Origin of the sequence: Bartonella senegalensis OS02 (assembly GCF_000312545.1) — a bacterium.
Classification (GTDB): domain Bacteria; phylum Pseudomonadota; class Alphaproteobacteria; order Rhizobiales; family Rhizobiaceae; genus Bartonella; species Bartonella senegalensis.
The window spans coordinates 112257-128009 of record NZ_HE997542.1; the positions used below are offsets into that span (position 1 = coordinate 112257).

Here is a 15753-nt window from a genome sequence, read left to right on the forward strand (position 1 = left end):
AATTCAATGACATATATCAACGCTCAAGGTCGGCTAAAAGGGTGTAAGCCTATCGCTGTTATTGATATTGGGTCAAATTCTGTTCGGCTTGTTATTTATGAGGGGCTTGTTCGTTCACCAACGGTTTTATTTAATGAAAAAATTCTCTGTGGACTTGGTCAAGGCGTTGCAGAAACTGGATTTTTAGAAGAAAATTCGATGAATATGGCGCTGCAGACACTGAAACGGTTTCGTGCACTTTGTCGACAGATTGGAGCAGATGAAGTTTATGTTCTTGCAACAGCAGCAGCGCGAGAAGCAAAAAACGGGTTAGTTTTTATTCAGAATGCTGAAAATATCTTACAAAATAAAATACATCTTCTTTCGGGGAGTGAGGAGGCTGTTTATTCTGCTTATGGTGTTATTTCGACTTTTTATCAACCAAAGGGTATTTCCGGTGATCTTGGGGGGGGGAGTCTCGAACTTGTTGATATTGATAATGCTGATGTCGGTGAGGGGATAACTTTACCATTAGGAGGATTACGTCTACAGTATATGTCGAATAATGATATTGCTGTTGCTGCAAAAATTGCTCATGAGTGGTTTGGTAAATCTGCTGTTGTTCGTAAAAGCATGGCACATTGTTTTTATGCAGTTGGAGGAACTTGGCGTAATTTGGCAAAACTCCATATGGCAACCAAACATTATCGGCTACCGGTTATGCATGGCTATGAAGTTGATGCAGGTGAAATGGAAGATTTCTTGCGTTTTGTCTTAAGCGGCAATATTGATAATATTAAAGGAATTTCAGCTGTTTCAAAAAACCGTCGTCAACTTTTGTCTTATGGGGCAATTGTTCTTATTGAACTTATTCGCTGTATCGGGTTTGGAAAAATAATCTTTTCTGGAGCTGGGGTCCGTGAAGGTTTTCTTTATTCAAGATTACCGCAAGAAATTCGTGTTTCTGATCCTCTCATTGCAGCATGTACAAAAATGGCTATTCTACGAGCACGTTCACCAAAACAGGCAGAAGAACTGATTGATTTCACAACCAATGCCTTTGAAGTTTTTGGAATTTCAGAAACTGAAAATGAATGTCGTTACCGTAAAGCAGCCTGTCTTCTTGCCGATATTGGTTGGCGTATTCATCCCGATTATCGAGGCAATGAGGTGGCCCATCAGATAGCACTGGGATCTTATCCAGGAATTTCTCATGAGGGGCGTGCTTACGCTGCACTTGCTGTTTTTTTTCGCAATACCAGCTCACTTATTGATAAAAAATCTCTTCCTATTCTTCAACTCGCAAGCAAAAATATAATCGAAAAAGCACGTATTCTTGGTGAAGTTATGCGTATTGCTCATCTTTTTAGCGCTTCTACCATAGGAGTTCTCCCACACTTATCGTGGCATAAAAAAAGAGATCATGTTGTGCTACATATTCCAGTGTGTTACGCTGATTTATTGGGAGAACGTCCTCTCACACGGTTGAAAAAGTTGTCAAAAATAATAAAGCAGCCTCTTGCTTTTGAGACTTTCTGATTCTTTTTTCCTCAAATGAGTCTCTCCTATAATGGTATACCTCTCTTGCTCCTGTATTTTCGTTATTCTGCAAATTCATTTTGTGGTGGTTTTGTTGCAATTTTGAGGGGGCATTTATCTTTCAGATATGGTGATGTGGAATGTTGCTACAACTCTTACAGTGAGATACTTCATAAAAACCATTTTTATCTTTTTTTTAGTGTTTTTCTTTTACACGCTAAGCTCTATTTGTGGCGCGCAAACCAAGTGATCTTCATTGATTGAATACATACAGATTTGAAATGAGATAATCCTTATGATATTTAAGACTCTTACTTCAACATAACAATGGATTATCCTTATAAATCAATATCTTGCCATTTTATATTTTCATGCTTTGTTTTCACACCAAGCGGCTGTTTTTTTATGATAGGGTAAACTATTTTATAAATTTTTTTCTCATTTTTATTTTAAAATTAAAAGCTTTTTATTTTTCTAGATTTCTGTTCTTTACTAAGGTTAGTCTTCTGATTTGACTAACATTTATTTGTCATTCTTGAATAATTGATTGAATGTTAAAATATTCAACTGTTATTTATCTTCTTTATATGACTTTTATCAATTTTTACGTGCACTCCCAATTGATGTAGAAAAATGAATGGCATATTTTCTAACATGAGAGTGCTCGATTTTTTTAAACTCTTCTGTATCTTTTAAAGAGCAGTGATTCATTTTGCAGATGAAAGCGCAAAGTCTTGCTCGTTTAAGCTGGAGCCAATTTTATAGTGAAAAAGAAAAATGGACCTCTTTAGAAGAATTTTATTGCATCAATTATCAAAAGATAAACAGAGGCAATTTTCTTTATAAATTAAAGATGTTTGGTGTTTATTTTTCCATTGCTCAGATAAAATCCTATCTTACCCTTTAGCATTTGTTCAGCTTTTTGACCAAATATTTCATAGCGCCAACCATTCATAGCGGGAATATTTTTTTTTATACATCCATTTGCGATTTTTTCTAAGTCATTGGAAGTTGCGATAATTTTCGGTGCGATGCCATTTTCGTTCGCAACAAGTTTTAATAACACTTTGAGCAGATCAAGAACGGCAGATGATGTTTCATTAAGTGGATTATATTTAGGAAGAGCAGGTAAAGTCGCAAGATCAACCTCTAAGCCTTCGTGGACAGCTTTGATTAATGTGTGTGCAATTGAGAATTTATCCCAATTTTTGTTCAGACTGCGCAAACGTTTTAAGTCAGCTTCATTTTTGGGTTGTTGGGTTGCGATTTCGATGAGACATTCATCTTTTATGAGATGGCGACGTGGAATATTATAGTGTCGTGCTTTACGTTCACGCCAAGCTGCTATTTTTTGTAATACGGCAAGTTCACGTGGTTTTTTAATTTTTCCTTTCACTTTTTTCCATGCTTCATCTTCTGGCATATCGTAGGTTTTAGGTGCTAAAAGGATAGCTATTTCATCATCCATCCAGTGGGTACGTTTATTTTTTGCGAGTTGTTTTTTCAATAAAAGGTAAACATCTCTTAGATAGGTCACATCCGCAAGTGCATAGAGCAATTGTTTTTCAGAAAGAGGTCGACAGCTCCAATCTGTAAAACGGGATGATTTATCAAGTTGATGCCCCGTGCAGCGTTGTACGATTTGATCATAAGAGATAGAATCGCCAAACCCGCAGATTGATCCTGCTATTTGAGTATCAAAAAGAGGAGAGGGAATGACACCTCCAAGATGATAAATCGTTTCAATATCTTGGCGTGCAGCGTGAAAAACTTTAACAATTTTTTTATCTGTCATGAGATCAAAAAAAGGTTTTAGATCAATATCTTGTGATATTGGATCAATCAGAACTGTCGCGTCTGGTGATGCAAGCTGGATTAAACACAGTTGAGGCCAAAAAGTTGTTTCGCGGATAAATTCGGTATCTACTGTTACAAAATCGGAACTGCGTAAAGTAGCAAGTGCAATTTCAAGATCTGTTGTTTGTGTAATAAGTTTCATCATTCTATTATAACCAGATAAATTTAAATTTGTCTTTTCTTGACTTTTTTTTAAAGTCTTTGTCCTCATATCTTGACAAATGGTTGTTAAAAAGCGTTTGTAGCGCATGTGAGTTATTATAATCAAAGGCAAAAACTATGCACCGTTATCGCAGTCATCATTGCGCTGCTCTTCGTAAATGTGATGTAGGAATAAAAGCGCGTCTTTCAGGATGGGTTCATCGTGTTCGTGATCATGGCGGAATCCTTTTTATAGATTTGCGTGATCATTTTGGAATCACACAAATTGTTGCTGATCCTGCTTCTCCAGCTTTTAAAATTATCGAGAAAGTGCGTTCTGAATGGGTCATTCGTGTAGATGGGGAAGTGCGTGCGCGTTCTGATGAAGTTATTAATACATCTCTTCCAACAGGTGAGATTGAGATTTTTGCGAAAGACGTAGAAATTCTTTCAAAGTCTGATGAGCTTCCTTTACCAGTTTTTGGCGAACCTGATTATCCAGAAGATATTCGATTGAAGTATCGTTTTCTTGATTTACGTCGTGAAACTATGCACAAGAATATTATGCGCCGTACTGAAATTATTGCTGCTATCAGACGCTCTATGCAAGAGAATGGTTTTACAGAATTTACGACACCGCTTTTGACAGCTTCATCACCAGAAGGGGCACGTGACTTTTTGGTTCCAAGTCGTATTCATCAGGGAAAATTTTACGCCTTGCCACAAGCGCCTCAGCAATACAAACAATTGTTGATGATGTCAGGCTTTGATCGTTATTTTCAAATTGCTCCCTGTTTTAGAGATGAAGATCCGCGAGCTGATCGTCTTCCAGGGGAGTTTTATCAATTAGATGTTGAAATGAGTTTTGTTGAACAGGAAGATGTTTTTGTAACGATGGAACCCATTATGCGTTCTCTTTTTGAAAAGTTTGCAAATGGAAAGCCTGTAACACAAAGCTTTCCTCGTCTTTCCTATGAGGAAGCAATGCAAAAATATGGCTCGGATAAGCCTGATTTACGTAACCCTATCATTATGGAAGATGTCTCTCAGCATTTTTATGATTCTGGTTTTAAAGTTTTTGCTCAAATTTTAGCGAATGATGAGAAAGCTCAGGTATGGGCTATTCCAGCTAAAACGGGTGGAAGTCGTGCTTTTTGTGATCGTATGAATGGATGGGCACAAAGTGAAGGACAACCAGGACTTGGTTATATTTTCTGGCGTGAAGAACAAGGAAAGTTTGAAGGAGCTGGTCCTATTGCCAAAAATATCGGTGAACAAAGGACTGAAGCACTTCGTATGCAGCTTGGACTTGAGAGTGGTGATGCCTGTTTTTTTGTTGCGGGAGACCCAAAGAAATTTTCATCTTTTGCCGGAACTGCACGTACTCGAGTAGGGGAAGAATTAAATCTTGTTGATCGAGATTGTTTCTCTTTGGCGTGGATTGTTGATTTTCCGTTTTTTGAATGGAATGAAGATGAGAAAAAGCTTGATTTTGCACATAATCCTTTTTCAATGCCTCAAGGTGGAAAAGATGCTCTTGAGTGTCAAGATCCTCTTACTCTCAAGGCTTTTCAGTATGATCTTGTTTGCAATGGTTATGAGATTGCTTCGGGTGGAATTCGTAATCATTCTCCAGAAATGATGCTCAAGGTTTTTAATCTTGCTGGTCTTTCTAAAGAGGTGGTAGAGGATCGTTTTGGTGGTCTTTATCGTGCATTCCATTATGGAGCTCCACCGCATGGTGGTATGGCTGCGGGGGTTGATCGTATTATTATGCTTTTACAGGGTGTTAAAAATTTACGTGAGGTTGCCTTATTCCCTATGAATCAGCAAGCGCTTGATCTTTTGATGAGTGCTCCTTCTAACGTTTCTTCTGCGCAATTGCGTGATTTAGGGATACGAATGGCTCCTATTGCAAAAAATTGTTAGTAAAGTTGCTTATGAGTCTTAGTATTATGACTGCTTTCTTTATTTTGCTGCGTTTTGTAAATTTTAATGATTTAAAATTATTTCATTTTTAATGTTATTTAATAATAAAAAAAGAGACTATATTTCATTTTTATAATATTAATGCATATATTTATAAATATATGCATTAATATTTATGTTAATAATTGTACTTTATGTAAAATATTATAATAATATTAAATATATATTCTCATATATTTTTATCTTAAGATATAACTATTAATTTTACATTTGTTTTTATATTATTCTTTAATTTAAATTTTAGATGATATTTAAAATATTATGATTTTTTATAATATACATAAATTGTAAATAAATATTTTTACTTATTTATATTAATTTCTTAAAAGAAATTATTTATATATTTTTAAGATTAGTTATTTAATATTAAGGTATTTCTATTTTTTTATTTAGATAAAATATAAAATACGCGGTTAAATTTTTAAAATTGCTATAATTTTCTGTTCATGTTTTAATTATAGCGCTTACTTTTGTATAATCAGTTTTTAATAAAAATAGTTGATTTATAAAAGCTCACGCTGAAAAAATCTTATGAAATAATTGCTTATTCTTTTGGGAATTGTTGTCCTAATATTATGTCTGATAAAATGAATTTACCTTTTGATACAGAACATATTGAGCCAATAGAATTACGTTCTGCTTTGCAAGAACGTTATTTGGCTTATGCGCTTTCTACTATTACGCACCGTGCGTTGCCTGATGTGCGTGATGGTTTGAAACCTGTGCATAGGCGTATTATTCACGCTATGCGTTTACTCAAACTTAATCCAGGACAGTCTTATGCGAAATGCGCACGGATTGTTGGCGATGTCATGGGAAAATTTCATCCACATGGTGATGCATCTATTTATGATGCATTAGTGCGCTTGGCTCAAAATTTTGCTGTTCGTTATCCCTTGGTTGATGGACAAGGGAATTTTGGCAATATTGATGGTGATAACGCTGCTGCTATGCGTTATACAGAAGCACGCATGACTGAAGTGGCTGCATTGCTGCTTGAGGGGATTAATGAAAACGCTATTGATTTTCGTTTAACCTATAATGAAGAAGATGAAGAACCAGTTGTTTTACCTGGAGCTTTTCCTAATCTTTTAGCAAATGGTTCATCAGGTATTGCTGTTGGTATGGCGACATCTATTCCACCCCATAATGTTGCTGAACTTTGTGATGCAGCGCTTCATTTAATTGCGCATCCCAATACCGATGATGAGGAATTAAATCACTTTGTGCTTGGACCTGATTTTCCAACAGGTGGTATTTTAGTTGAGCCTAAAAAGAGTATTGAGGAATCTTATCGTGTTGGGCGTGGTTCTTTTCGATTGCGTTCGCGTTGGTATCAGGAGTCTGGTAGTCGTGGTTCTTATGTGCTTGTTGTAACTGAAATTCCCTATCAAGTTCAAAAGTCACGTCTTATTGAAAAAACAGCAGAATTACTGCTTGCAAGACGCTTACCCATGCTTGAAGATATTCGTGATGAGTCGGCAGAAGATATCCGTATTGTACTCATTCCTAAAAATCGTACAGTTGAACCTGAGATTCTTATGGAGTCTCTTTTTAAATTGACTGATTTTGAAATAAGATTTCCTCTCAATCTTAATGTTTTATCTTTGGGAAAAAGACCGAATGTTCTTTCTTTGCGGGAAAGCTTGCAACAATGGCTTGAACATCGTCAAGAGGTGCTTATTCGCCGTTCTCGTTATCGGCTTGATGAAATTGAACGTCGGTTGGAAATTCTCCATGGATATCTTATCGCATATTTGAATCTTGATGAGGTAATCCAGATTATTCGGGAAGAGGATGAACCGAAAAAAAAGCTCATCGATCATTTTCAATTAACAGAAAATCAAGCTGAAGCCATTCTTAATATGCGCTTGCGTTCTTTACGTAAACTTGAAGAATTTGAAATTCGTAAGGAATTTGAAACCTTGAGAACGGAAAAAGAAAAATTGCAAAATTTGTTAGATTCTCGGACAAAGCAATGGAAAATAATCTCAGAGGAAATCATAAAAGTTCGTAAAGCTTTTGGTCCTGATACTCTCTTAGGAAAAAGACGTACAACATTTGAAGAAGCACCAAGACATGATCTTGATGATATTCATCAGGCAATGATCGAAAAAGAACCTGTTACTATTGTTATTTCTGAAAAGGGCTGGATGCGTGCGTTAAAGGGGCATTTGAGTGATTACAATGTGCTTTCTTTCAAAGAAGGAGATTGTTTAAAATTGGCATTTCCAGCATTTACTACAGATAAAATTGTAGTAATCAGTACTGGCGGAAAGTTTTTTGCTATCGCTGCGAACATTCTACCGGGAGGACGGGGGCACGGTGAGCCTATTCGTATTTTAGTTGATATGGATGATGAGCATGATATTCTAACAGCTTTTGTGCATCATACACAGGAAAAACTTCTCTTAGTTTCATTGCATGGAAATGGTTTTATTGTACCTGCAACCGAAGTGATTGCTAATACACGAAAAGGCAAGCAAGTTATGAATGTGAAATTTCCTGATCAGTTAAAGCTTTGTGTGCCAGTAAAAGGTGATCATGTTGCAATGGTTGGTGAAAACCGTAAAATGCTTATTTTTGCTGTTGAACAAATACCAGAAATGAGTCGTGGTAAAGGTGTTCGTTTACAACGTTACAAACAAGGGGGTGTTGTTGATGCTAAAACTTTTAATTTATCAGAAGGTTTAAGTTGGCAAGATACAGCTGAACGTTGCTTTAATCGCCAAGCCAGTGATCTTGTTGAGTGGATGGGCACTCGTGCTGGAGTAGGGCGTGTAGTGCCGAAAGGCTTTCCAAAATCAGGAAAATTTACCAATTAAATTATGCTCTATATCTAATTTTTAAGTCTTATATTTTCAATCAAGATTTGAAAAAAAAGATGGAGTGGTGATAAAGCTCCATTTATAAAAAACAGTAATTTTATTATGGAAATGATGATATTTAGTGCAGAAATCGGTAAAGGATTGAACGTTTAGAGAGGATGAGTTCTAATATTCGCCTAAGGACTGAAAAATCCTCTGTTATTTTAATTAAAAGATTGTTCGTTTTATTTTAAATGAGGGCTCAAGGGTGCAAGTCTTGCTCTTATAATCATGTAATCGTTTAGTATCTTTTACAGCCTCAATTCTGTGTGAAAGAAAATATATCAAGGACTATAGGTAATAATGGTCTCTCTGTGAGAATCAATTTATAGCTTTGCGGGGCTGGACACTCTATTGCGGATGTAGATGGGGCATAAAGTAGACTATAGAAAAAATTTAGCATTGATATGAAGTGCTGGTAAAAAGGCGAACTTGAAAATTTTCCTTCTAAAATCATGCTATCGATTGATATTTTGGACCAATTTTGGTTTCATCCTCTCACTTTTAGAAACAGCAATAATATGCTTCAAGCATTCTAACTTATTGGAGAGAATGAATCTACACAAACTATTGCTGAGAGAGTTTATGTTTAGAGGTACAAAGAAAAATGATGAAGTGGCAGAACTCCATTCCTGTTTTTTCTTCTGCTCAACTGAGAAAAGTTAGCATAAGATGAATCGTTGGTAAAATAATCGCAGAATGATGATAAATATTTTTATAAAGAACGCCGTTTTAGCGAATAGCATTTTCAATGAAATTAAATATTTCAGACTTGTTTTCTGCTGAGTTGATAAAAAATTTTTTCTTTTGTGATGTTTCTGACTACCGTTTTAATTTTTTCCAGTTTAGAAAGAATTCTGTGCACATAACTCAGACTTTATAGATTCTGCTTTTTATACGGTATCATAAACAAATATTTTCAACTTTTTATAATTTGCGTTTATTGAGTATTATATTGCCTAAAAAGATGCCCACGTTCTGCCCATAACACAAGAAGTATCGCAATGAGGCTCAAAAAGAAAAATCCTGCCGAATTGGGGGTGGTTGTTTCATTAAATTGTTGTGCAATGAAAAAGCTTAGTCCTGTGCCGATCGATGTTTGAAGAAAGCCAGATACAGAAGATGCTGTTCCAGCAATTTCTCCTACGGATTCAAGAGCGAGTGTATTAAAATTGGCCATAATGCCGCCGCAGGCAAACATCAGTATACAGAATAATAGCATGTATAAAGGAAAAGGGATAATGCCGCCTGTTAAAATGGATCCTGTAAACAAGATGCATGCAGTAAAACAAAAAAGCAAAAGCATAGTATGTGCGATACGTCGCATTCCAAGGCGTCCAACAAGTTGAGAATTAAAGAATGATGATAGAGCTTGAAAAGCTGCACCGATGGCAAACGCAACGGGAAACCAGAGTCCTAGATTATAAATCCCTTCATATGTTTGTTGTGCCGTATTAACAGCGGTAAAAATACAAGCCAGAATAATAGAAGTTGCTAGTGTGTAGCAAAGTGTTGTGCGATTGGTTATAACAATCCATAAATTATGTCTGATTGAAGAAAAAGAAAGAGAGCGTTGTGCATAAAGAGTCTCAGGCAAGCGCAGTTGAATCCAAATCATCAGTCCAAAACCAATAATTGCCATGAAGATAAAAATAACTTGCCAGTTTCCAAACAATAGAATGAGTTGTCCTGTTGCAGGGCCAATCATTGGCGCAATCAGAAAGATCATCATGACGATAGACATAACTTCTGCCATTTTCCGACCACTATAAAGATCACGTACAACGGAAACAGTAAGGACGCGCATAGCGGCACCTCCTATACCTTGCAAGATTCGTAAAATGAGTAATAGAGAAAAATTAGATACAAAGGCACAAGCAATCGATGCAAATGAATAAAATGCAAGCCCAATGAGAATAGGTTTACGTCGTCCATAACGATCACTTATCGGACCAAAAAATATCTGTGTAATGCCATAACTCATAAGATAACCAGAAATGATATAATGTTGATCATTTTCATTGATAACATTTAAGCTTTCCAGAATATCAGGCATAGCTGGAAGCATAATGTCAACAGCTATAGAATTGATGGCCATAAGCGCGCCAATGAGAATAACAAATTCTTTATAACCAATCTTTTTTTGAATCGCATTCCTATGCGTTTGTTCGTCGATTGAATATGACATACGGTATCCTTGAAATAAAAATTTCGACTAAACACAACTCTCTAAGAGTTTGAATAAAATGACAGATACCTATGCTTTATTGCAGGGAATATCTTTTTCTTTTAACAGTTCCTGTAATTCATTACTTTGGAACATTTCTTTAACAATATCACAACCACCAATAAACTCACCTTTGACATAAAGTTGTGGAATTGTGGGCCAATTTGAATAGTCTTTGACCCCTTGACGCAATTCATCAGACGTTAAAATATTAATCCCCTTATAACTCACCCCTAAATACTCAAGGATTTGAACAACTTGTCCTGAAAATCCGCATTGTGGAGCATCAGGTGTTCCTTTCATGAATAAAATGACATCATTTTCTTTAATTTCTCTGTCAATAAAATCACGAACAGTGGTCATCTTTATTCCTCGATATTGCAGATTTTTCTATAATCTATAAGCATACATTCACGATCTCATTTTCTTCTAATCGTATTGAGTGAATGAATGCAAGAAGAAATTTTAAATTATTTTGGAATATTCGTTTGCAACATTAAAGCATGAAGGTCATTTCCCATATTGCCTTTAAGGGCATCATAGACCATTTTATGTTGTTGAACGCGGCTTTTACCACGAAAACTTTCGGAAACTACTTCTGCAGCGTAGTGTTCTCCATCACCGGCAAGATCGCGAATTGTTACTGTTGCATCAGGAATGCCTTCGCGAATAAGTGTTTCGATTTCACGGGTACTCATTGCCATGACTATTCTCCTCTATTTGTTTATTTTTGCAAAAATAGCACCCTCTCAAGAGAGACGCATAACTTTTTATTCCTCGCCCATAAACCTTGGAAACCAACTTTCATAGGCTTGTGTGAGTTCCTCTACCGAAAGTGTTAATATCCCCTCTATATCGAGAGAACTACCTTCAACTTTACCAATTTCTGTTAAAGAAACCGCGTTAATCTGTGCAAGTTCTTTCAGGTGATTGAGGGCATGAGGTTTGATGCTTAAGAGGTAACGTCCTTGATCTTCTCCAAAAAGCTCCGCATGAGATGGTAATTTGTTACTTAATTGGGCTTGAATTCCTTTCTCTGCTTTAATAACCATTTCTGCAAGTGCAACGGCTAGTCCTCCGTCAGAAATATCATGAGCGGCATGAACAAAACCACGATGAATGACATTTCGAACAAATTGTCCATGTTTTTTTTCAAGCTGTAAATCTACATGAGGTGGGGCACCTGTATCAATATTCAAAATGTTGCGTGCGTAGGTTGATTGCCCTAAATGAGATCCGCAATTTCCAATTAAAACAATACTATCTCCATTTTGCATACCACTGATTGTTACCATTTTAGACCAGTCGTCAAGAAGACCAACGCCAGCAATTGTTGGCGTGGGAAGAATTGCTTCTCCATTGGTTTCATTATAAAGAGAGACATTCCCTGAAACGATAGGGAAATCGAGAATCCTACAAGCTTCACCTATACCTTTAATGGCGAACACCAATTGTCCCATAATTTCAGGTTTTTCAGGATTACCAAAATTAAGATTATCTGTGGCTGCTAATGGCATTGCACCTGTTGCGCTGATATTTCGCCAGCACTCTGCGACGGCTTGTTTTCCTCCCTCATAAGGATCTGCCTCACAATAGCGAGGCGTCACATCCGAAGAAAAAGCAAGAGCACGTTTATCATTACTGCTTATACGGATAATTCCTGCATCTCCTCCTGGGCAAACAAGAGTATTTCCTTGGATGATTGTGTCATATTGTTCATACACCCATCTGCGTGAACTTTGATGCGCAGAGTTTAATAATGTCAGGAGGGCATCACCAAGATTTTCAACTTTTTTAACTTCTTCCACTTTAAGAACAGGTTGTGGGGTAGGCTCCCTCCAAGGGCGATCGTAAACAGGGGCTTCGCTCCCTAGTTCTTTGATGGGAAGATTGACGACTTCTTCCCCTTGATGTAACACACGAAAACGTAAATCATCTGTTGTTTGTCCAATAACGGAAAAATGAAGTCCCCATTTATGAAAAATTGCTGCTGCTTGTTTTTCTAATTCTGGTTTCAGCACCATGAGCATACGTTCTTGACTTTCAGAAAGCATCATTTCATAGGCTGTCATATTTTCTTCACGAACGGGAACTTTATCAAGATTAAGTTTTATTCCTAAATCTCCTTTTGCTCCCATTTCAACTGCAGAAGATGTTAAACCTGCTGCGCCCATATCTTGAATAGCCACTACAGCTCCTAGCTCCATGAGTTCTAAGCAAGCTTCAAGAAGACATTTTTCGGTAAAAGGATCCCCCACTTGAACAGTTGGGCGTTTTTCACTGATTGAATCATCAAATTCGGCAGAAGCCATTGTCGCGCCACCGACACCATCACGCCCTGTTTTGGCACCAAGATAAACAACAGGAAGCCCGATTCCTTGCGCTTTAGAATAAAAAAGACAATCTGTCTTTGCAATACCAGCGACAAAAGCGTTCACAAGGATATTACCATTATAACGCTCATCAAAATTTATTTCTCCACCAACGGTTGGAACACCAAAAGCATTACTATAACCACCGATTCCAGAAACAACACCAGAAACAAGATGGCGTGTTCGGGTATGATCAGGGGAGCCAAATCGCAAGGCATTCATTGCTGCAACAGGACGGGCTCCCATTGTAAAGACATCCCGCAAAATACCACCAACACCTGTTGCTGCACCTTGATAAGGTTCAATGTAAGAAGGATGGTTATGACTTTCCATTTTGAAAACCACGCATTGTCCCTCACCAATATCAACAACACCAGCATTTTCACCGGGACCTTGAATGACACATTTTCCTTCTGTTGGGAGAGTCTTTAGCCATTTTTTAGATGATTTATAGGAACAGTGCTCGTTCCACATTGCAGAAAAAATTCCTAGCTCAGTAAATGTTGGCTCTCTTCCAATTAAGGTTAGGATATGTTGATATTCATCCTCTTTTAAGCCGTGTTGTGCAATTAATTCTGGTGTAATAGCGGTGTTATTGCAAGGATTCATGAGTACGTTATCCGTCAAATTAATCGAAATTTAGCATTTTTATTGTTTTAAATCTAGCAGCTTAGATCATCAGTGATTGAGTTGTTTGATAGACAGCACTCCATAAGCCATCACTGGAGATGCTGATTGCGTTCTTTGCGATTCAAAGAGCAGAAATGGCTTTTGAATAAATTTTGTGTGTTTAGAAAAATCCACTCCATTGTATTTATAAAATTTTTAATTCGTAAATTCACAGCGCAAGAGATAATACAGATTTTTAACTTTAAAACAGTAAGATAGCATAAAATCTTCTTTGTCATTATCCCTTTGCCAATTCTAAAACACTTTGAAAAAGTAGACGACCATCGGTACCACCGTGAGCAGGTTCAATGAAATTTTCAGGATGAGGCATCATACCAAGGATATTACCAGCTTTATTGATAATACCAGCAATATTATTCACCGAACCGTTAGGGTTTGTATTTTCTGCATAGCGAAAAACAATTTGCTCATTCTCTTCCATTTGTTTTAATGTTTCACTATCAGCAAAGTAATTTCCATCGTGATGCGCAACAGGACAACGAATAATTTGTCCTTTAGAATAATAGCAAGAAAATTTTGTGTTAGCGTTCACGACTTCAAGCTTTATTTCACGACAAACAAATTTTAATGAAGTGTTACGCATTAAAGTACCGGGTAACAAACCAGCTTCCAACAAAATTTGAAATCCATTGCATATGCCAATTATCGTGACACCTTTTTGTGCTTTCTCACGGACAGCTTGTAAAACAGGTGTTCTCGCGCCAATAGCACCACATCTTAAGTAGTCACCATAAGAAAAACCACCAGGAATGACAATGACATCTACATCTGGAATTGTTGATTCTGTTTGCCAAATTTTTAATGGCTCAATTCCTGTTATATCACGGAGTGCTGCAATCATATCCCGATCGCGATTTAATCCCGGTAATTGAATGACGGCAGTTCTCATGGGAATTCCACTTAAAGAAGTTCTATTGTATAATTTTCAATGACAGTATTTGCAAGGAGCTCTTCACACATTTGTTCAAGTCTCTTCTTGGCATTTTCAGCAGGTTGATCATCGAGCACAATATCAAAAACTTTTCCTTGACGAAGAGAGTGAATGCCTGTGAAAGATAAACTCTTTAAAGCACCGACAATTGCTTCCCCTTGCGGATCAAGAACACTGCTTTTGAGAGTAACTGTAACGCGTGCTTTCATTTTTTATTTCCTGTTGTTAGGAGCGCCGCTCTTTAGAGAGGTATACTTACAATAGTGAAAATAAAGGAAGGTGACATTCATGTTCCCTTGTTTTTTATTTCACTAAAACTGGACCGCTTGGTCGTGGAGGTTCATTTTCATTGATGATACCAAGACGCTTTGCTACTTCTTGGTAAGCGTTAATTAGTCCTCCCATATCACGCCGGAAACGATCTTTATCCATTTTTTCCCCTGTCTGCATATCCCATAACCGGGCAGAATCAGGCGATATTTCATCAGCAAGAACAATGCGCATCGCTTCATCTTCCCATAGTCTGCCAAATTCCATTTTAAAATCAATGAGTTGAATGTTAATCCCTGCAAAAAGTCCAGAAAGAAAATCATTAATACGAATTGAAAGTTGCATAATGTCTTCTATTTCTTGTGGAACAGCCCACCCAAAAGCAGTGATATGTTCTTCGGTAACCATGGGATCATCAAGAGAATCGTTCTTATAGTAAAATTCAATAATGGATTGCGAAAGAGGGGTTCCTTCTTCCAATCCCAAACGCTTAGAAAGAGAACCCGCGGCAACGTTACGAACAACCACTTCCAATGGAATAATTTCAACAGCTTTAATGAGTTGTTCACGCATATTTATACGCTTGATAAAATGTGTTGGGATGCCTAAACGACCAAGATGGCTGAAGATATGTTCTGAAATACGGTTATTCAAAACTCCTTTTCCATCAATGATCTCATGCTTTTTTGCATTAAAAGCAGTTGCATCATCTTTAAAAAATTGAATATAGGTACCCGGTTCAGGTCCTTCATATAGAATTTTGGCCTTGCCTTCATAAACACGGTGGCGACGATTCATTATAATTCTCTATTATTTTGAGAGGCTTTGAATAGCCTTGATGAATGATATTATCCTAATTGGCATAAATTCTCAATGATTGCTACAATACTT

Annotated in this window: 11 protein-coding genes; 3 read left to right on the plus strand and 8 right to left on the minus strand. The window is 36.9% G+C overall.

The window, feature by feature from the left end:
• Window positions 1–6: 6 nt before the first annotated feature.
• Complete coding sequence (gene ppx, locus BN200_RS06275; RefSeq protein ID WP_019221697.1) at window positions 7–1518, plus strand: exopolyphosphatase; 1512 nt, start codon at window positions 7–9, stop codon at window positions 1516–1518.
• An 847-nt stretch (window positions 1519–2365) separates the two neighbouring features.
• Here ppx and rnd read toward each other — a convergent pair.
• A complete protein-coding gene (gene rnd / locus BN200_RS06280) occupies window positions 2366–3520 on the minus strand; it encodes a ribonuclease D (protein WP_034989271.1) in 1155 nt (384 codons plus the stop codon).
• A gap of 134 nt (window positions 3521–3654) precedes the next feature.
• Here rnd and aspS point away from each other — a divergent pair, with 134 nt between their 5' ends.
• Window positions 3655–5445 carry an aspartate--tRNA ligase gene (aspS, locus tag BN200_RS06285; protein WP_019221699.1) on the plus strand — a complete coding sequence of 597 codons (1791 nt, stop codon included), beginning with the start codon at window positions 3655–3657 and terminating at the stop codon, window positions 5443–5445.
• Window positions 5446–6080: 635 nt separating this feature from the next.
• A complete protein-coding gene (gene parC, locus BN200_RS06290; RefSeq protein WP_019221700.1) occupies window positions 6081–8330 on the plus strand; it encodes a DNA topoisomerase IV subunit A in 2250 nt (749 codons plus the stop codon).
• A 982-nt stretch (window positions 8331–9312) separates the two neighbouring features.
• Here the strand turns inward: parC and BN200_RS06295 are convergent.
• From BN200_RS06295 to purC, 7 genes are all read right to left on the minus strand, one after another.
• Window positions 9313–10560: a multidrug effflux MFS transporter gene (locus tag BN200_RS06295; RefSeq protein ID WP_019221701.1), complete on the minus strand. Its 1248-nt coding sequence runs from the start codon at window positions 10558–10560 to the stop codon at window positions 9313–9315.
• Between the two features lie 69 nt (window positions 10561–10629).
• On the minus strand, window positions 10630–10962 hold the full coding sequence (gene grxD / locus BN200_RS06300; RefSeq protein WP_019221702.1) for a Grx4 family monothiol glutaredoxin: 333 nt from the start codon (window positions 10960–10962) through the stop codon (window positions 10630–10632).
• A 107-nt stretch (window positions 10963–11069) separates the two neighbouring features.
• Window positions 11070–11303, minus strand: a complete 234-nt coding sequence (locus BN200_RS06305; RefSeq protein WP_019221703.1) for a BolA/IbaG family iron-sulfur metabolism protein — start codon at window positions 11301–11303, stop codon at window positions 11070–11072.
• Between the two features lie 66 nt (window positions 11304–11369).
• The gene (purL, locus tag BN200_RS06310; protein ID WP_019221704.1) at window positions 11370–13580 is read right to left on the minus strand and encodes a phosphoribosylformylglycinamidine synthase subunit PurL; all 2211 of its coding nucleotides are present in this window, start codon (window positions 13578–13580) and stop codon (window positions 11370–11372) included.
• 298 nt (window positions 13581–13878) lie between these two features.
• The gene (gene purQ / locus BN200_RS06315; RefSeq protein WP_019221705.1) at window positions 13879–14550 is read right to left on the minus strand and encodes a phosphoribosylformylglycinamidine synthase subunit PurQ; all 672 of its coding nucleotides are present in this window, start codon (window positions 14548–14550) and stop codon (window positions 13879–13881) included.
• Between the two features lie 11 nt (window positions 14551–14561).
• Complete coding sequence (purS, locus tag BN200_RS06320) at window positions 14562–14801, minus strand: phosphoribosylformylglycinamidine synthase subunit PurS (protein WP_019221706.1); 240 nt, start codon at window positions 14799–14801, stop codon at window positions 14562–14564.
• Window positions 14802–14895: 94 nt separating this feature from the next.
• Window positions 14896–15660, minus strand: a complete 765-nt coding sequence (purC, locus tag BN200_RS06325) for a phosphoribosylaminoimidazolesuccinocarboxamide synthase (RefSeq protein WP_019221707.1) — start codon at window positions 15658–15660, stop codon at window positions 14896–14898.
• Window positions 15661–15753 lie beyond the last annotated feature (93 nt).